Origin of the sequence: Mycoplasma crocodyli MP145 (assembly GCF_000025845.1) — a bacterium.
Classification (GTDB): domain Bacteria; phylum Bacillota_I; class Bacilli_A; order Mycoplasmatales; family Metamycoplasmataceae; genus Mycoplasmopsis; species Mycoplasmopsis crocodyli.
The window spans coordinates 502,093-521,715 of the sequence record NC_014014.1 but is presented as its reverse complement, the minus strand read 5'-3'; the positions used below and the strand labels follow the sequence as shown (position 1 = coordinate 521,715).

The 19,623-nt window shown below is 27.2% G+C and carries 18 protein-coding genes and 1 tRNA gene; 12 read left to right on the top strand and 7 right to left on the bottom strand.

Features of this window, described 5'->3' with window-relative positions; all coding sequences use genetic code 4:
* Positions 1–277: 277 nt before the first annotated feature.
* From MCRO_RS02275 to MCRO_RS02245, 7 genes are all read right to left on the bottom strand, one after another.
* A complete protein-coding gene (locus MCRO_RS02275; protein WP_041594053.1) occupies positions 278–736 on the bottom strand; it encodes a hypothetical protein in 459 nt (152 codons plus the stop codon).
* Between the two features lie 348 nt (positions 737–1,084).
* Entirely contained in the window at positions 1,085–3,046 is a 1,962-nt protein-coding gene (locus tag MCRO_RS02270) for a glycoside hydrolase family 2 protein (RefSeq protein WP_041594052.1), read from the bottom strand.
* A gap of 66 nt (positions 3,047–3,112) precedes the next feature.
* Positions 3,113–5,176, bottom strand: a complete 2,064-nt coding sequence (locus MCRO_RS02265; protein ID WP_013054664.1) for an MnuA family membrane nuclease — start codon at positions 5,174–5,176, stop codon at positions 3,113–3,115.
* A gap of 70 nt (positions 5,177–5,246) precedes the next feature.
* A complete protein-coding gene (locus MCRO_RS02260; RefSeq protein ID WP_013054795.1) occupies positions 5,247–6,479 on the bottom strand; it encodes a CNNM domain-containing protein in 1,233 nt (410 codons plus the stop codon).
* 118 nt (positions 6,480–6,597) lie between these two features.
* Positions 6,598–7,986: a replicative DNA helicase gene (dnaB, locus tag MCRO_RS02255; protein ID WP_013054401.1), complete on the bottom strand. Its 1,389-nt coding sequence runs from the start codon at positions 7,984–7,986 to the stop codon at positions 6,598–6,600.
* Positions 7,987–8,006: 20 nt separating this feature from the next.
* Entirely contained in the window at positions 8,007–8,465 is a 459-nt protein-coding gene (gene rplI / locus MCRO_RS02250) for a 50S ribosomal protein L9 (protein ID WP_013054132.1), read from the bottom strand.
* A 1-nt stretch (position 8,466) separates the two neighbouring features.
* Positions 8,467–10,446 carry a GGDEF domain-containing protein gene (locus MCRO_RS02245; protein WP_013054381.1) on the bottom strand — a complete coding sequence of 660 codons (1,980 nt, stop codon included), beginning with the start codon at positions 10,444–10,446 and terminating at the stop codon, positions 8,467–8,469.
* A gap of 218 nt (positions 10,447–10,664) precedes the next feature.
* Between MCRO_RS02245 and dhaK the strand changes: the two genes are divergently transcribed.
* The 12 genes from dhaK (at position 10,665) to MCRO_RS02185 (ending at position 19,547) form a co-directional block, all read left to right on the top strand.
* Positions 10,665–11,663 (top strand): dihydroxyacetone kinase subunit DhaK, encoded by a 999-nt coding sequence (gene dhaK, locus MCRO_RS02240; RefSeq protein WP_013054724.1) that lies wholly within the window; start codon positions 10,665–10,667, stop codon positions 11,661–11,663.
* Positions 11,664–12,263 carry a dihydroxyacetone kinase subunit DhaL gene (gene dhaL, locus MCRO_RS02235; protein WP_013054497.1) on the top strand — a complete coding sequence of 200 codons (600 nt, stop codon included), beginning with the start codon at positions 11,664–11,666 and terminating at the stop codon, positions 12,261–12,263.
* 1 nt (position 12,264) lies between these two features.
* Positions 12,265–12,660 (top strand): dihydroxyacetone kinase phosphoryl donor subunit DhaM, encoded by a 396-nt coding sequence (gene dhaM, locus MCRO_RS02230; protein WP_013054185.1) that lies wholly within the window; start codon positions 12,265–12,267, stop codon positions 12,658–12,660.
* Positions 12,661–12,781: 121 nt separating this feature from the next.
* On the top strand, positions 12,782–13,465 hold the full coding sequence (locus MCRO_RS02225) for a potassium channel family protein (RefSeq protein WP_013054243.1): 684 nt from the start codon (positions 12,782–12,784) through the stop codon (positions 13,463–13,465).
* Between the two features lie 407 nt (positions 13,466–13,872).
* Positions 13,873–14,304, top strand: coding sequence for a division/cell wall cluster transcriptional repressor MraZ (locus tag MCRO_RS02220; RefSeq protein ID WP_013054716.1), 432 nt, complete (start codon positions 13,873–13,875; stop codon positions 14,302–14,304).
* Positions 14,304–15,206 (top strand): 16S rRNA (cytosine(1402)-N(4))-methyltransferase RsmH, encoded by a 903-nt coding sequence (rsmH, locus tag MCRO_RS02215; protein ID WP_013054336.1) that lies wholly within the window; start codon positions 14,304–14,306, stop codon positions 15,204–15,206. Before MCRO_RS02220 ends, rsmH begins: the two co-directional genes overlap by 1 nt.
* 17 nt (positions 15,207–15,223) lie before the next feature.
* On the top strand, positions 15,224–16,408 hold the full coding sequence (locus tag MCRO_RS02210; protein ID WP_013054691.1) for an MAG3720 family protein: 1,185 nt from the start codon (positions 15,224–15,226) through the stop codon (positions 16,406–16,408).
* A gap of 14 nt (positions 16,409–16,422) precedes the next feature.
* A complete protein-coding gene (gene ftsZ / locus MCRO_RS02205; protein WP_013054495.1) occupies positions 16,423–17,676 on the top strand; it encodes a cell division protein FtsZ in 1,254 nt (417 codons plus the stop codon).
* A 116-nt stretch (positions 17,677–17,792) separates the two neighbouring features.
* On the top strand, positions 17,793–18,479 hold the full coding sequence (locus MCRO_RS02200) for a 16S rRNA (uracil(1498)-N(3))-methyltransferase (RefSeq protein ID WP_013054173.1): 687 nt from the start codon (positions 17,793–17,795) through the stop codon (positions 18,477–18,479).
* Between the two features lie 102 nt (positions 18,480–18,581).
* Positions 18,582–19,016 (top strand): 50S ribosomal protein L13, encoded by a 435-nt coding sequence (gene rplM, locus MCRO_RS02195; RefSeq protein ID WP_013054672.1) that lies wholly within the window; start codon positions 18,582–18,584, stop codon positions 19,014–19,016.
* A 2-nt stretch (positions 19,017–19,018) separates the two neighbouring features.
* On the top strand, positions 19,019–19,429 hold the full coding sequence (gene rpsI, locus MCRO_RS02190; RefSeq protein ID WP_013054376.1) for a 30S ribosomal protein S9: 411 nt from the start codon (positions 19,019–19,021) through the stop codon (positions 19,427–19,429).
* Between the two features lie 41 nt (positions 19,430–19,470).
* Positions 19,471–19,547 (top strand) — tRNA-Ile (locus tag MCRO_RS02185).
* Positions 19,548–19,623: the final 76 nt, after the last annotated feature.

The window sequence follows — 19,623 nt, the reverse complement described above, 5'->3', positions numbered from 1 at the left end:
TTTTTTATTAGCAGTTATTTCTATTTTTGTTAAATCATAAGTTGGACATGTGTAAAAATTATTGTTTTGCGAATTTTCTAAAAGAGGAAAGATTTCTAATGTATCATAACCATAGTACTTTAAGTAAATTTCAACTTCCTTACTAATGTGATTTTTAATACTTACTATAGTTTCGTTATTTTCTATTTTTACATCAAAAAAATCTCTTATTTGTTGTTGGTTTATATGATTTTTTGGATCTTTATATTTGTTTTGATGATGATTTTGTTTTACGTAATTAAATGAATAATACGTTGCTAAACCAAGACCAACTAATAATGTTATTATAACGGTGTTTCATTAACTTTGTAAGCGTATGCCACAATAGTTCTGGTGTGCCTTCTTTGTAATTTACACTTTTAATTCTCACATCAAGTATTGAATCAATTTTGTATTTAAATCCAAAATCATTATCTTGAAACTTTTGAAATAAAATGTTTCTAAAGATTTCTTCTGAAAATAATCCAGTTAAAATGAGTATATGGTTAAAACCCAATTGTTTTAATTCTTCTAATTTATTGTTATTTACATCCAAATTAAAAGTTTTATTATCTTTTGTATTAAATTTTATTATGTTTGCTCCATATTTGCTAGAAGTGTAATCATAAACTTTTTTGTTAAATTCAACTATTTCTCTATTTTTCTTGCTTGTTTCACTTAATTGTTTACTTGGTATATTATTAAAATCAATTTCCATCACTTTTATAAGTTCAATAAATTTTGCCTTATATTCAGCTTTGAGTGTTTCTAAATTATAATGTCCTATTTTAATTGCTGAAGCCTCCTTTAAAAAAATTCTCCTTTAAGTATTTTCTATTTAGTTTAACGACATACTCTTTATTGTTAATGGTGGAGTTAATTGTAAATGTTGTATCATTTGTAATTGTTTTTCTATCCTCATATACAATTTATTCTTTAATTTTCATAAAAACATAAAAAAGCGATAAAAATAGTTTTTTATTAATAATCTTAAAATTAGTTTTTTTAGTATTGGTGAACATTTTTTTAAAAAAATAAATGATGAGTACTCATCATTTATATATGTTTAATTATCGTTTAAGTAGTGATGTCTATTATCTTTAACAACTTCTATAGTTACTATATCCGACATGGATGAAGCATTAACCTCAATAAAGTGTCTTCCCAGTTCTAATTTTCCTGCATTAAATTCAAAAACTTTATTACCCTTTTTTGTTTCTATTAATTGCCCGTCTATAAATAAAGAAACTTCATCAAGATTTGAATAAATTTTAATGATCATATTTTCATGTTGCTCTCTTATTGCTCTACGTCTTGAAACTATATAAACAAATTTTCTAAATGATCAAAAAGCCTGGTATAAGTAATAAGTATCTTTTTTAATTCTTCTATCAAAAGTAATAATTCCTTTGTTGTCTGTTCCTGGTGTATTTCCTTCTTCTAAAACATCATTTCCAAAGTCAAACATGCTTCATAAAAATGTTGACATAACACCTTCATTTTGGCAAAAGTTTCTTAAAATATATTCATGGTATGAAGCTTGAAATTCTTCTGTATGGTCTCCAATTTTAGGATTTTTATTATGAAATCTAACGATTGAATTTGTTCCATATTTACCTATGGATATAGGCTTATTTGGATATTGTTTTTCTCATGAAATCAATCAATTTTTAAACTCATTTAAATCATCCTCTTTTGTTCCAAAATAAAGATTATACGCCACTAAATCAGTTATTGTATTTGTTTTTGAACTGATAGGTGTATCTCATTTTTGGGATAAAAATGTTAGTCTATTTTTATCTAAAATCTTAGCACGTGCATGTAGTTTTTCTAGTAATTCAATTGCATCTTTTTCGTTTTTTTCATCTAAGTTAATTCCATTTCCTAATCCCCAAAAAAGAATTGATGGATGGTTATAGTTTTGTAAAATCAATTCACTTAATTGTTGCATTAAGTTTTTTTGTGCTTTTTCGCTCATATTAAAAAACTTAATAAGAGGAATTTCGGCTCAGATTATAATTCCTTTTTCATCAGCATAATCATAAGTAAATTGTGGATGTTGGTAGTGTGCCAATCTTAATGAGTTTGCACCCATTTGGCAAATTAAATCTATATCTTCTTTTTGATCATCAACTGATATAGCGCTTCCCTTCGCTCATTTATCTTGATGTTTAGATACTCCTCTTAAATCATAGTGTCTATCATTTAATAAGAATTTATTTTTATTTTGTGCATTAAATGTTCTGAATCCAAAATTAACAGATACTTGGTCAATGATTAAGTTTTTAGATTCTATGCTAAAAATAGCTTTGTATAGATAAGGGTTTATTGTTCCTTCTCATAAAATAGGTTCTTTAATTATTAGTTCTAATTCTTCGTAATCATCTTGAATAATAGTAGAAGCATAAGCTATAACTTTATCGGTTTTTTTAGCGATTTCTACACTTAAATTTTTTCCAATCGAATCTTTAGTATAAACTTTAGCTTTAACTATTGCATACTCATCATAAAGTTCATAATCTACATAAACTCCTTTTGATCCATAGTGTTCTAAATCAATGTGGCTTTGACTAACTATTATTAAATTTACATCACGATATATTCCACCATATTGTGTGTAATCAGAATCGAGTGGGTATGTAAAATCATTTTCGCTATTATCGACTTCAACTACTAATTGATTACCAATTTTGTTAAGTTTAGAAGTGTCAACTTTAATTCTAAAAGTTGAATACCCTCCAGAGTGTTCTCCAATTAAGTTATTGTCTAAATATATTTTACAGTTTGAATTAACACCGTTAAATTCCAAATAAACATTTTCTTGACCATAGTGAAAAAAAGGAACTACCAAGTTTTTGAAGTAATAACATTTTCCTCTATAATAGTCGCTTCCTCCATCTGCTCCATCATATACATTTCACGTGTGAGGAAGATCAACAACATGCCATTCTTTAGGTGCGATTTTTGGAGCGCTTTTAGCTTTTTTGCTAAACATTCAATCTTTGTTTATATTAATTATTCTTCTCATTTTTCTCCTTGTTTTTTTACTTTATGATAAAAAATGACTATAGAATTAGTCATAATCTATATATTATTATTTTATAACAATTTTTGCAAAAACTGGTGCATGATCCGAAATAAAACGAATCTTTTTTATATCAGTATCATACTTAGTATCAATCATTTTAATAAATTCATTTTTATCAATTAAATTATTATTAAAGGCATTAATAATATCTATTTTAAAGTCAAGTGTTGCATTTTCTTTTTCGCTTATTATATCTACTCCAACAGCTTCCTTAAAAAGTATTTTGTCATATGGTTCACTATATCCTAAATCTCTTGATTTTAAACTTGTTGCATATTTTTGGTCGTTACTTTTTGAATCTCCATATAGAAGTTCGTAACCATTTTTTTCAGCACTTTTGAAGAGATCGTTATTACCATATTTTATATTTGTATCTCCTCCGAAAAGAATAGTCGAATCTCCATCAATTGAGTCAAAATATTTTAAGGCATCGTTTAAACGTATAGCTTCAAATGCTTCGAATTCACCTTGACTAGTCGCTAATGAATACGAAACGTTATCATATTCGAAACTTTTTCCAGAACTTTGTTCTACTCCAGATTTATAACCCGGACTATCGAAGTGTCCAAATACAAATGTAAATGATTTATTTAATCCAATTAAATTAAAGTTATGGGCATATAATGGTCTTTTATACATCAAAATATTTGAAGTTTTTATACCTTTAAATGAACCCGCATATGAATCTCCCATTTTGTTGTTGTTAAATGATTTAGGTTCAAAAATAGATGACTTGTAAACTATTGCAACTTGTTCTTTTGTATTGGTATTTGAATTTGATAAACTTGCTTGATCTATTGGTTGAAATACATAGTTTCACTTGCTTATTTTATCTTTATTATTTAAATAATCAATTATTAATTTTACCGAATCTGCTGCATCATAGTTAATTTCAGTTAATCCTATTAAATCAAAATTAGCATTTTTTATGATGTTGGCAAGTGCATAAACTTTTGGCGAATCTATATTTAAATTCTTGCTACCGAAATTTAAAACATTTCAATGACCAACTTTTAATTCCTTTTTTGAAGTTGTAGGATTAATAGGTATGATTGGTGGAGTAGTTGGATCAACAGTAAAAATTTTAAATCCTATGATCTCTTTTTTAATAATATTACTTGTTATTGAATCATTAGTTTTAAGCTTTAAAACATAGTCAAAAGTTATTTTACCTTCTTCATCGTTAGGTAAGAAATTAAGTGTTTCAATACTATATTTATTTTCATTGTAATTCGAATAAATAATATCTAAAGCACTTAATTCTGTTGGAAGTTTAGAACTATATTGACTTATTTCTAAATCCTTAATATGAAGATTTACTTTTAGAATTTCTTTATCAATAAGTTCTTTTTCATTAATTTTAGGATTAATGCCATTTGAAGAATTCTTTTTAAATGTGTCGATTTCTTCGTTTAGTATTTCACTTATAATTGTTTTATTTGATTTAAGAACTAAATGGTATGAAAATTTTAAAATTCCATTTTCGTCATCTTGAATAAAATTAGTTACTTTAAGTTCATATTTATCTTCTTGATAATTCGCAAATAATAAATCCTTTTGATTGACTTCACTAGGAAGTTTTGTTGGATATTGTTCATCACTAAGTTCTTTAATATTGATTGTAACTTTTTTAACTTCTAAATCACTTAAATCTTTTTCAATTTTAGTTTTTACTTCGCTTGTATCGAGTATTGTTTTTAAATCTAATGAATAACTAAAAATTTCTGATAATTCTCCAGTTATCGAGTCAGTAATTTGATATTTGATAATTAGTTTATCTTTTTCTACTTCAACAGTATTATAAATAATGTTATATTTAACATTGTCATTTCCTTCGATTATAAAAACATTGTTAAATTCATGCTTTTCAATAGATGATTTTTTAAGTTTTTTATTGCTTATAAATCTAAGTTTTTCAGAATATTTTTTAAATCGTTCACTTGCTGATTCTTTTTGTTCTTTTTTATCAAAAAGACATGAAAAAGTAATCAGTGGAAAAGTGGTAAGAGTTGCTACAGTAGCCACTTTTAAGGTATTTTTTATTAAGTTTCTTATATTCTTTTTATTCATATTGCTATTATACTAAAATCTTAAATTGATATCTTTATTATAAAAAAAATGGAAATTGACTTCCATATTTTTATAATAAAATTATTTCAACAACTTCATAATTATTCGTTTTGTTTGATGAAGAAATTATTTTAAATTGAACTATCTCATTGAATGTATATTTTGAATTTTTTCTTAGTTTTTGAACTTTAAGTTCCTTAGTTAATCACTCTCTTAATGTTAAATCAAGGTTATCATCAAGCATGTCGTTTGAGTTTATTTCAAGTTGTTTAAAAATATCTTTGACTAAAACAGTTGATTTTGCACGTGCTTTTTCGAGAGAAATTTCATAAATATCTTCATCAGTATCATACTCATCATATAGCTCTCCAACTAGTTCTTCGATGATATCCTCAATTGTAATTATTCCGATTATTTCACTTGAGTTATTGTTTTCGGTTACAAAAGCCATCTGAGCTCTTGATGTTCTTAATTTCTCTAATCCTATTGAAAGTAGAGAATTAGCTGATATTTGTGGTACTCTTTTTATGTACATTGCGATGTTTCCAGTTGATAAGTGAAAGATATCTTTAAGCATAATTATTCCAACTAAGTTTCCATCTTGCATTACTGGTATTCTTGAATAATTAGTTTCCTTAAACATTGCTAAAGCTTCTTTAATTGTTGCATTAAAATGGATACAATCAACATCCTTTAAACGAACATAGTGCTGAGAAATTTTTGATGAATCAAGGTCTAAAGCTTTTTGAGCTAAAATGCTTTCGTGTGCTTCTAAAACACCTTCACTTTTAGCCATTGATAACATTGTCTTAATTTCATTTTCTGAGTTTGTAACATAAACATTTTTGCTTAATTTGCTTAATGGATAGGTAAATAAGAAAAATATTCAATAAAGTGCTTCGATTAAGTAGCCAAATATTTTAAGGAATAAAACAGGTTTGTGTTTAGCAAATATTTTTGGCAAAATCTCACCAAAAATAACAATAATAGGTGTTACAACTATTGTCGAAATAATAGCCACCATACCACTGTTAGTTATTAATGTACTCAATAATAACGTAGTTAAAACACTGGCTAAAATATTTACAATATTATTGGCTATTAATATTGTACTTAATGTTTGATTATATTTTTTTATGTGTCTATCAATCATCTTGTGACCACGTTCTTTATGGTCTATCATTTGTTGAACTTTAGCTGGTGAAATTGATGTATAAGCAGTTTCACACCCGCTAAATATACTACTTAGTATAAATAAAATAAATAGTATTCCTAGAAGTAGAATTTTAACTCAGAGTTGCATATTTTCCTCCAAGTTTAATTATTTTTTTAGGTGCGAATAAATTTTTATTATTCAGCACCCTCGGTCAATAATCCATTTTCATATCTCCTTTTATTTTTTTAATTATATCAAATTTATATTATTCAGGTTCAAAAGGATCTTGCCTCTGAACGTTTATGAATTTTGATGTATTTAAGTTAATACCTAAATAAATTTTTCCAGTTGGACCATTTCTGTGTTTTGAAATAATTAATTCACAAATTTCGGTTTGATTTACAGTTGGATCATAACTTTCCTTATTCTTTTGTTTGTTGTAATAATCAGCTCTGTACAAAAACATAACCATATCGGCATCTTGTTCGATAGAACCACTTTCTCTTAAATCTGACATTATAGGTCTTTTATCTTCTCTAGTTTCGACACTTCTTGAAAGTTGAGAAAGTGCAATAACAGGAATATTCAATTCTCTTGCTAATTGTTTAAGACTTCTAGAAATTTTAGAGACTTCGTTTTGACGATTTTCACCTTTTGTATCAGGTGAAGTAATTAATTGTAAATAATCAACTACCAATAAATCAAGGTTAATTGTTTTACTTAATCTTTTAATTTTTCATATTATCTCATTAAGATGAGATGTTGTTGAATCATCAAGAAAAAGTTTTAAGTTTCCTATTTGTGTTTTAGTAATATCTAAATTTTGTCAATCTAGATCATTAAGCAAAGATGGTTTTTTAAGCTTTTCTCCAACTATTCCTGAAATTGACGAATAAATTCTTCCAATTAATTGAGTAGAAGCCATTTCCAAACTAACAAAAGCAACGTTTTTTGTAGTTGCAGCATTAGACGCGATGTTAAGAGCAAAAGCTGTTTTCCCCATAGCTGGTCTAGCTGCTAAAATGATTAGTTCACCGCCTTTAAAACCTTGAGTCATATTATCTAATTCGGTATACCCCGAAGCAATTCCATTAAGTTCACCATCAGTTAATTTAGAACGTTTGTAAAGGTCATCAAAATATTCATTTGAGACTGATTTTGAATCTTCATATTCTTTAATTGCGCGTTTATTGCTCACGCTTGATAAATCCATTTCAAGCTTTCTCATAGCATCATCTGGTTTTATATTCTTGTTTGAAACAATATAGTTATTGAAGTTATTTATTGAGCTTTCTATTTTTCTTAGTGTGCTTAATGATACAAGTTTTTCATAGTAACTAAAACGATTTTCAACAATTCCGGCATTTAAAACTAACTCACATAAAAATGAATATATCATATCACTTTTTATATAAAAAAACATTGTGTCATTTTCTTTTATACACCTAACAATTTCATCTGAATTTACAACTCCGTATGTAGGTTGAAGATTAAGGATAATTTTAAAAACTTCCTTGTTATAAGGATTAAAAAATTCTTCTTCTGTAATATATGTTAACATTTCAGGTTGAAATTCCGTGTTGCTTAAAATCATACCTAAAACCCTTTTTTCGGTTTCAAGACTTTGATGAATTGTCTCATAATTATTTTTCATTGTGGAAGTATTCATATGACCTATTTTACATATTTAAGAGTAATTTTTACAATAACTTTAGCTAAAATATCTTTGTAAAGTTTAACCGAAACTTCATGAGTTCCTTCGCTAACAAAGTGAATCTTTTCAAGTGAGTATTTATCTAACTTATATCCTAATTTAGATAAATCAGCTTCAATTACTTTTGTTGAAACTGAACCATGTACGTTTAAATTTTGATTAGCATCAATGTTAGCATCTAATGTATAATTTAAAGTTACTTTTTCAATTTCGTCTTTCAATTTAAGTGCTTTAGTTCTATTTTCATGTTCTTGTGCAGAAAGATCATCAAGTTTTTTTTCTAAGATTTTTACTGTATTTGCATTATAAGCTAGTGCAAAACCTTTTGGAATCATAAAGTTTTTTGCATACCCATCACTTACTTCGACGATAGTATTTGCTTTTCCTTCTTTACAATCTTTTAATAATATTATTTTCATTTTAACCTCTATTTCCAACAATTGCTTGTTTAATATTGTCTATAAAGACATCTAGTTTTTCATCGCTAACGGCTGCTGCAGTTCCGAAGTGTCCCCCACCTCCAACAGCTTCACAAATAATTTGCACGTTAGTATCAATACCTCTTGCACTTAATTTATAAGTGTTTGAGTTAGGAAGTTTTGCCACTACAAAACTTGCTTTTCTTCCACTTATATTTAATATTTCATTTGCAGCCATTGATATAACATCATTTTCTGCAACTTCATCTTTATAAGCCAAAAAGAAACCTTCTTTTACTTGACTTAAATTTTCAAGTAACGATTCTACTTTTGAATTTGTTTCAACATCATTTTTAAGCAATTCATTACTAATTGAACCTGAGGCTCCTTTTGATTGTAATCAACTTGCAGCCATAAAAGCTCTTGATGTTACTGATTTTGTAAATTGACTTGTATCTAAATAAATACCATTTAATAATAATTGCGCTGTTTTTTTATCAATTTCTCCATATTGTTCAATGAATGTAATAAGTTCTGTAACTATTTCACAAGCACTTGATGCATTTGGATCAATATATCTGTTTTCACGAGGACAATAATCAACATTACTTCCTACTCTATGGTGGTCAAATATAAAGATATTTTCACTTTTTGCATTAATAATAGCATCTTTATTATCGGTTCTTTTAACATCGGAGATATCTACAAAAACAACTACTGTTCTAGGTGTTGTTAATTTTGATATTTTATCTAGATCTATAAAAGGCAAATCAGTAATTTTTATATTTATAAGTGGATGAGACATAACTCTTTTAGAAGTAAGATCAAATGTCCTAATTCCTATATATGAGTTTTTACCAAATCTTTTAGCCAAATCATGTATTGCTCATGCAGCGCCAATTGCATCTAAATCAGCTGTAGAGTGTCCATAAACAATTACATTATCAATATCTTTGCTCTTAAATTTATCAACCAAATTATTACCAATAAGTTTAATTGTTGAACGATTATTGTCAGGCATTATTTGACTTGTTGAACCATAATAAATAGGATTTGTTGAATTTGAGAAAATTGCAACTTGGTCTCCACCCCTGTTTTGAGCTTGTAATAAAGCCTTTTTTGCTTGTTCAATCATTGTTTCTAATTTCGATCAACCAGTTGCAAATCCTATTGATAAGGTTACTTTATTTCCTAAACTTAGTGCAATTTCACTTTCAATATTTACTAGATCTCTAAATTCTCTTTCTTGCAAAATATCAATTGTTTTACGATTGGTAATGATAATTATTTTACCGTTTGTATATTGGCGATAAATCAAGTTGTTATCATCTTGTTTTATAACTTTTTCTATTGCATTAACAACCGATTTGTTAATGTTAAAAAGCTGTTCTTCAGATAACATTGATTGGTAGAGTTGAAAGTTATCAATTTCTAATTCTCCAATAACTATTTGTTGCTCTCTTGCTTCTTCTTTTACTAAAATTTCAACAGTAATATCTCTAATCGAAATTGTGTTTTTAATAGGCCAAATTTGCACTTCATAAAAACAGTTTTTATGTTTAATTTGAAATGATGTATTTCTATTGATATTACTTAAATTAGTTGAATAATCTCTAAAAAACTTGGCAATATTTCAACCTATACAATTATTATTAAACTTATCCTTAATAAATTGACTAGTTCAAATAATATTTTCATAATTATCATAAATAATAATACCGATGTTATTATTTGAAATAACAGCTTGTGAAAAACTATTGAAAGATTTCTTAACAAGTTCTTTTCTATTTATAAAGCCATTTAATATAATATAAAAAACATATAAAATAGCCGCACTTATTGTAAAAATAACTAGAGTTGCATATATTTTTCAATATAAATCATTGTGGTTATAGATAACCATTAAAATAAAGGAAACTAGTAATATTAATGTTAAAATTCCACATGAAATATATGTTATCAATTTTTGTTTTTTGTTCATTTAAGCCTCTTTATTTATTATTATATATTATTAAGTATTTTTTATATTTAATCACTTTAAAAAATAAATATATTTCATTTTATAGTTTTGCAGATTTGAAAATATTGATTAATTTTGTAATTTATAATGTTTCCATAATTTCCATTTAATAAAAAAATGTTAGGTGCTTTATTGAATAATAATTTATAATTTATTTATTAAAAACAATGGAGGAAATTATGAAAAAACTTATAAATAAAGTTGAAAATATTGTTGAAGAAATGTGTTTAGGAATTGCTGCTTCACATAGCGATTTAGTAAAAAAACACCCAACACATAATATCATTTTAAGAGCAAAAACAAATTCTAAAAAAGTTGCACTTATAAGTGGTGGAGGAAGTGGACATGAACCAGCACATGGTGGTTTTGTTGGAGAAGGTATGCTTGATGCAGCAGTAGCTGGAGAAATTTTTACAAGTCCAACACCTGATATGGTTTATGAAGCTATTAAAGCAATTTCATCGCAAAAAGGAACATTATTAGTTATTAAAAACTATACCGGTGATGTGTTAAATTTTGAAATGGCTAAAGATATGGCCGCAATGGATGATCTTGAAGTAGATTATGTTGTAGTTAATGATGACATAGCATTAGAAAATAGTGAATACACAATTGGTAAGAGAGGTATAGCAGGAACAATTTTTGTTCATAAAATTGCTGGAGCATTAGCCGAAACTGGTGCAAGTTTAGCAGAAGTTAAAAAAGTTGCTCAAAAAGTTATCGATAATTTAGCTAGTTATGGAATGTCGTTAGATGGCTGCACAATACCAGCTAATGGTAAAAAATCTTTTGAAATTGGACAAGGTGAAGTTGAAATAGGTCTTGGAATTCATGGAGAAAAAGGAACACACCGTGAAAGTTTAAAAACAGCAGACCAACACACTGAACAATTATTTAACTTTTTATTAAAACACCATAACCCTAAAAAAGGACAAAAAGTTGCACTTATGGTAAATGGTTTAGGAGCTACTCCATTGATGGAACAATATATAATTGCTAGAAAAGTTTCAGAACTTGCTAAAAAACACCAACTTGAAGTTGTGGACTTTCAAGTTGGAAACTTTATGACAAGTATAGATATGCCAGGATTTAGTTTAACAATGTTGTTATTAGATAAAGAAATGGAATCACTATTAAAAGCAAAAGCAAATACACCTGCTCTAAAGGTGGTTAAGTAAATGACTTTTGAGATATTAGTCAAAAAAATTAATGAAGTAATTGAGCAAAATAAAAATTATCTTTCTGATTTAGACAGTCAAATTGGTGATGGTGACCATGGAACAAATGTTTCAAGAGCACTTAATAAAGTTGTGGAAAATCTTGATAGTCTTGCATCACTTCCACTTGATGCAAAAATTGGTAAGTGTGCCATGCTCTTAATATCAAACGTAGGTGGAGCTTCAGGTCCTTTATTAGGTACGTGGTTAATGGCTTTTTCCAAAAAGATAAAAGATCAAACTTTTGAACTAAAAACATTTTTAGATGCTTTTAGTTTTGCTAATGAAAATTTAAAGGCTCGTGGAAAAACTGAATATCGCAATAAAACAATGTATGATATTTTATTTGCAGTAGAGCAAGCAACAAAAGATGTTAAGGATTTTAATGAATTTGTTAAAAAAGCATATCATGCTGCTAAAGATGAAAATGAATTTATTAAAAATATAGCAGCTAGAAGCGGGCGCGCTTCATATTTAGGTGAAAGAAGTATTGGTGTAAATGATCCTGGAGCTACAACAATATATTTAATCTTTGAATTATTAAACAAGGAAGTAAAATAACTTGGTAAATATTTTAATAATCTCTCATTCTCAAAATCTTGCAAAAGGTGTTTTTGAGTTGGCTTCTGAAATGAAAAGTTCTGATTTTAAATTTGAATATTTAGGTGGAACTAAGGAAGGGAAAATTGGAAGTGATGGCGATGTTGTATCTCAAAAAATACAATCATTAATTACTGATAATAATGAACTTTTAATCATTGCTGATTTAGGTAGTTCAATTATGAATAGCGAAATGGCAATAGATTTTGATTTGGATGATGAGCAAAAGAAAAGAGTTATTTTAGCTAAAACTCCATTTGTAGAGAGCGCTTTAATTTCTGTGGTGCAAGCAGGATTTGCTACAAGTGTCAAAGAACTTTATACTATGCTACTTAATGAATTTCCAGAAATTAAGTAATAATAAGAGCCATATATTTATTATGTGGCTTTTATTATAAAATAAGATTTGCAAAATTTTAAATTAATTACTAATTAAAAATGTTGTAAAATATATAAATAATTAATTTAAAGAAGGTGTTATGAATGTTAAACATAAAGATGATATTTGCGTTATAGGAACAGGAAGATTTGGGCAAGCAATAATTAGCCAATTATTAAAAATGGGTAAAAGTGTTTTTATAATTGATAAAGATGAAAAAAGTGCTCAAGTTTTTGCTGATGAAGTTCAAAGAATAGTGATAACTGATGCAGCAGATATGCGTGTGCTAAAATCACTTGAAATCGATCAATTTGAAACTGTTGTTGTCGCTGTAGCAGATAACATTGAAATAGTAGCTGCTTTACTTGAATTAAATATTAAAAATATTATAGCTCGTGCAACAAGCAAGAGACATGCTAGAGTTTTAAAACAAATAGGTGTTCATGTTATTATTAGACCAGAACAAGAAAGTGGAATAAGAACCGCTTTAATAGCAGCAAACGATAATTTTATAAAATACTCAAATAATCTTCAAGAACTTGATGGTGGTTTTGTGTTAGGAACTACTATTATTCAAAACAATAAAATAGTTGGGGTTCCTCTTAAAAATTTAGGATTTAATGACCGTGGAATAACAGTGGTTTTAATAAAAAGAGGGCCTACATCAATGAGAGCAACCGGAGATGTTGTGCTTCAATTAAACGATTTAGTAACATTGATTGGTGATGTTAGAGATGTAACTGCTGCACTAGGTTGATGTAATGAAAACAAAAATATGCAATAAACTGCATATTTTTTTATCTTTAAAAACCGATTTTTTTAAGCTTGTATTTTAGAAAAAGTATTGAAAATTAATATAAACACCTCTTATTTATTTGTATTATATTTTTTTAATAAATTAATAAAAATATCAATTAAACAATATTTAAGTAAAACAACTATTCATATGTGGAAATAATGAAAAATAGTGAAAATTTTCTAATTCTTAAAATGTTAATAACTTAAAAAAATAACAAAAAATGCATAATAATTCAATAATATCGCTAATATTATGCTTTTTTTGTTTGCTAAAAATGTTTAAAATGTTAAAAACATACACATTATTATTTTTTTTCAGGGATAATTTTTACCATTTTGGAATATAAAATATATTTTAATTGTAAAATTGTGGTGGATAGTGGAGGAAAGTGGATGTTCGGATTAGTTGAAAGAAAACTTGATGATAAAAAGAGAATTATCCTACCTAGTTCGTTAAGAGATGGGTTGGGGTCATGCTTTTATTTAACATTAGGCTTTGATGGCAATGCTGAATTAAGAAGCAAAGCTGAATTTGAAAAATATACAAGTTTTATTGAAAACCTAAATATGTTTGATAGAAACTCGAGAATTCTAAGAAGAGAAATCTTGGGTAAAGCTGTTGAAATAGTTTTAGATTCACAAGCTCGCTTTATAGTTCCTAAAAACATTCTAGATGCTTTATCTATCCAAAAAGAAGTAGTCTTTATACCAGTTGGTTCTTCTGTTGAATTATGGTCTAAGGAAAAATATGATGAATATAATTCGTCATATGGTGCAGATGAAATTGCAAACATTGCACAAAGTCTCTCGGGTGGGAATAAATAATGGATAAACTTCATTATTCAGTTCTACTTAATGAAACTATTGATAGTTTAAATATAAAACCAGATGGTATATATATTGATCTAACTTTAGGAATGGGAGGACATTCAACCAAAATACTTGAAAAATTAAAATCAGGTTTATTAATTGCTTTTGATAAGGATAAATATGCTCTGGAAATTAGCCAGAAACGTCTTAGTCAAATAAGTGATAAGTTCATACTAGTAAATAGTGATTATTCAAAATTAAAATCAGAACTTTTTAAACTTAATATTAATAAAGTAGATGGTATTATCGCAGATCTTGGAATTTCATCACCTCAAGTAGATGATGCAAACAGAGGATTTAGCTACAATAAAGATGCTAGATTAGATATGAGGATGGATACAAATCAAGAAATTGATGCTCATTATATAGTTAATAATTATTCATGTGAACAACTGGTTGATATTTTTCTAAAATATGCTGATGTAAAGCTTGCAAAGCAAGTTGCGAAAGTTATAGAAAAAAATCGACCTATAAATAACACACTTGAATTAGTAGAAATTATAAAAAGTGCATATCCAGCTGCAATATTACGCGCTAAGAATCCAGCAAAAGCTGTATTCCAAGCATTAAGAATCGAAGTTAATAACGAACTAGATTCCTTAAAAACAATGCTTGATGATGCAATTGAACTTTTAAAGGAAAATTCATCATTAAGTATTATCACTTTTCATTCGATTGAAGATAGGCTTGTTAAACATAAATTCACTGAATTATGTTCTTCAAAGATGCCTGCTAAAATGCCGATTAATGAAATTAAATACTTTAGCACAAAGCAAATAAAGCCAAGTGCAAAGGAATTACTTGAAAATAAACGTTCACGTAGTGCAAAACTAAGAATATTAACTAAATTAATTTAATAGAGAGGAGAATACTTATGAATAAATATTTTTTGAATTTTAGACTTTCAAAAGACTTTTTTAAATGAGTTTTAATAGAAGATAGAAATGACAATTACTACATTCTTAAGCAAAAAGAAGTATCTAATTTTTCAAATCTAGATGAAATTGAAAATGAATTATCTCAAGTTGAATTAATAGTTAAAAAGTATTCTCAAGAAAATCTATTAATAACAAACGTTGTTCTTGATGATGATCAAATTAATAATTTATCATTAAGAATTTTAAAAACAGAAGTCAAAGACATTAAAAATGTTATAGACACAAATACAAAAAATGAAATATTAGGAAATTTTAACAATTACCTTTTATATGATAAAAATGGTAATTTCAAAACTCAATACTATCGTTTTACAACAAATGATGGAATAATGAATAAAGAATATTTAGATTTTCCCGAAAATAAAGTTGCAAACACACTAAATGTTTCAGCTTCACTATTTCACACACCTAATAATGATGATTTAGAACTCATAAAAAAATTATTTTCTAACTACAATTTTGGAAATATTAACTATTTAGTTAAAACCATGGCCTTAGCTTCACATCTAAGAGTTAGTCCGGCTTATAACTTATTAGTTGATTTTAACGAAAATTATACAGCTCTTGCTTTAATAGTGAATGGAGTAACCATTAAATATAAACAAATTTCATTTGGTACAAATAATTTGCTTATGAAATTGTGTAACCAAACAAAATTAACACTTAATGGTACTCTTAATAGAATAAAAGCAATTTCAAAAAACTTAGACGTCTTTAAAAATATAGAAAGTGAAACACTTGATATATTTAAAAACGAACTTGATACTTTAAGTAATGTTTTTAAACATGAAATCAATAAATTTTTAAAAACAAACAATATTGTAAAAAATATCCAGTTAAATAATGTAGCTTTTAGTGGTGTTCTAGCACAATATTTAACTGAAAAAATTGAATTAGACAATATTGATCATCTTGAAAAGAAAGTTTTAGATGGACAAAAAAGTTTGATGTTATTTAAATGCAATGATAGTACTATTACAGGAGCTCTTAACATTTCAAATAATTATAGAAAAGAAAATAATAATCAAATTGATACACTAACAACTCATTTTTCATTACAACCTAAAAAAACAATGATGCAAAGAATTAAATATTTATTTACATTACAAAAAAACAATTAATATAAGGAGTAATTATGCAAAACTTAATTATAGAAACCATAAATCAACCTCATAAAGAAGAAGTTGAAATCAATGCAGCTCAAATAGTCTTAAAAGTTGTTGGAGTTGGTGGAGCAGGTAATAATGCTATTCAATTTATGAATAAAGACGCCTATCCAAACATTGATTTTATAGTTGCTAATACTGATGCACAAGCACTTGCTAATAATAATTGTCAGAAAAAAATATCTTTAGGTTCAAAAGAAAATAGAGGTTTAGGTGCTGGTAGTGTTCCTGAAGTAGGAAGAAAAAGAGCAATCGAAAGTGCTCGGGAAATAGAAGATCATTTAAAAGGTGCTGATATAGTTATTTTAACAGCTGGTTTTGGTGGTGGGACAGGTTCTGGTGCTACACCAGTTATAGCTCAAATCGCTAAAAACCTTGGTGCTTTAACAATTGCAGTTGTTACAACACCATCTGAATATGAAGGAAGAAAACGTAATAAAGTTGCTATAGCTGAATTAGAAGCACTTAAAAGTGCAGTTGATTCATATATAGTAGTTTCTAATGAAAAATTAGAAGAAATTTACGGAGACTTCCCAATTGAAGATGCTTATAAAGTTTCTAATCAAAATCTTAAAAACATTATTATTGCTATTCATGACATTATATATAGAACAGGTATTATAAATATCGATTATGCTGATGTTAGAAAAATACTTGACAATTCCGGTCTTACAGTTGTAGGGTTAGGAAGTGCTTCAGGTAAAGATAAAGCAATAAGAGCAGTTCAAAAAGCATTTGCAAATAATCTATACACTTATGATGTTAAAGGTGCTTCAAGATTTTTAGTTAATATTCAACATGACAAAAAAGTTACACGAAAAGACATCTCTTTAGCTATTAAAGAAGTTTATAAACATCTTGGAGTAGATGAAGATGATGATAATATTGAAATAATTTCAGGTCATGAATCATTACAAGAAATAGAAGATATTTTTAAAGTATCAATAGTAGCAAGTGGTATTAATACAGGACTTGATACAATTGCTTCAAAACCAGAAGCGATTGATAAAGTAAGTACGGATACAATTGAAACATTACAAGAAATTGAAAATTTTAACAACATTCAAGAAGAAAAAACTCGTCGTGATATTTATTCGCAACAAGCAACAACCTCAGAAATTAACAATTATGCTAAATTTACTGAAACTACTGAATACAATGAAAGTGAAAACAACAATATAAGTACTACTAAAAGAAATGCTATGTGATTTGAAACTGATTAACATTATCCAAGTCGATGTAAGAAGACTAATGTAAAGGTTACAATAACATAAAAATTATTTTATTAATATTTAAGTGGCTATTTAAATAGCTGCTTTTTTGTTGTAAAATATTAAGCATGAATAGATTTTTTTCCGATCACAAAGAAGGTGAATATTTACTTTTAGATATGAATGTACTTAAACATCTAAAAGTAATTCGCGCAAATAACAAAAATTTTGTAGTAGTTTTTAATGAAGAATTTTATGAATGTTGTCTTGAAAATGATAAGGCTAAAATTATTTCTAAAATAAATGAATACCACGAAATTGGTTATGAAGTTATATTAGCTGCTTCTATTATTAAAATAGACCGTTATGAATGACTACTTCAAAAAGCCATTGAATTAGGAGCTACTAGAATTGTTCCGATCATCAGTGAACATACTGATGGTTCACTATATAAAAATAATAAGTTTATTAATAAATATGAAAGATTTAATTCGATTATTAAATCAGCTAGTGAACAATCATTTAGAAATAAACTTATCAAGTTGGATAATCCTATGAGTTTTAATGAAGCCATTATTAAATATAGATATATTAATAATAAGATAATAGCACATGAAAAAATTGATTTAGAAAATAATGATTACAGAAATATTAATAGTGATGTAATTATTTTTGTTGGGCCAGAAGGTGGCTATAGTAAAAAAGAAATTGATTTATCTGTTAAAAATGATTACAAAGTAGTAAGTTTAGGAAGAAGAATTTTAAGAGCTGAAAGCGCAAGTATTTATTTGCTTAGTCAACTTATTGAAAAATAATTAAATTTCTTTTGAATTTTTATTTTAATGTTATAATAAATAAGCAATTTATAGTTATTATATATTGGACTAAAATTTTAAATTAACATTAAGGAGAATGCAATGAGACAAACAACAATGATTAACAATCAAACTGCAGATAAAAAATGATATGTTGTTGATGCAGAAGGTCAAGTTTTAGGACGTTTAGCTGCTTTTGTTGCAAACGTATTAAGAGGTAAGCATAAAACTACATTCACACCTAATACAGATATGGGTGATAATGTAATAGTTATTAATGCTGAAAAAATCGTTTTAACAGCAAATAAAGAAACAGATAAAGTTTATTACTCACACTCTGGATATCCAGGTGGACTTAAAAGCATAACAGCTGAAAAATTAAGAGAAAAAAAACCTACAGCACTAGTTCAAAAAGCAATTTTTGGAATGGTTCCACATACAAAATTAGGAGACAAACAACGTCGTAATTTATTTGTATATGTAGGTGGTGATCATAAGCATGAAGCACAAAAACCAGAAAGATTAGAGGTTAAATAGTTATGACAACAGCAACAAAGAAAACCGGTGTTGAATACCGTGGTTTAGGAAGAAGAAAATCTTCAGTAGCTAGAGTTATTTTAAGACCAGGTAAAGGTAAGTTTGTAATCAACAGTCGTGAAGCTAGAGAATACTTAACATCAGACATTTACTTAAAGGATGCTAATCAACCATTTACATTAACAGAAACAGTAAATCAATTTGATGTTTCTGTTAAAGTAGCTGGAGGTGGATTAAGTGGTCAAGCTGGAGCAATTAGATTAGGAATTGCTAGAGCTTTGATTGAAGCTAATGAAGAATATAGATTAAAATTAAAACCTCAAGGAATGTTAACAAGAGATGCTCGTGCTAAAGAACGTAAAAAACCAGGTTTAAAAGCTGCTCGTCGTGCAAGACAATTCTCAAAACGTTAATTTGTTTAATAATTCAATATCCAACAAAGGATATTTCTTATGCGAGCATAGCTCAGCTGGTTAGAGCACACGACTGATAATCGTGAGGTCGATGGTTCAAGTCCATTTGTTCGCACCATTTCAAGAAATTGATCGTTAAACTGCTTCATGCAGTTTTTTTATTATCCTTAAAAAAGGGTATAATTTTTTAGCAA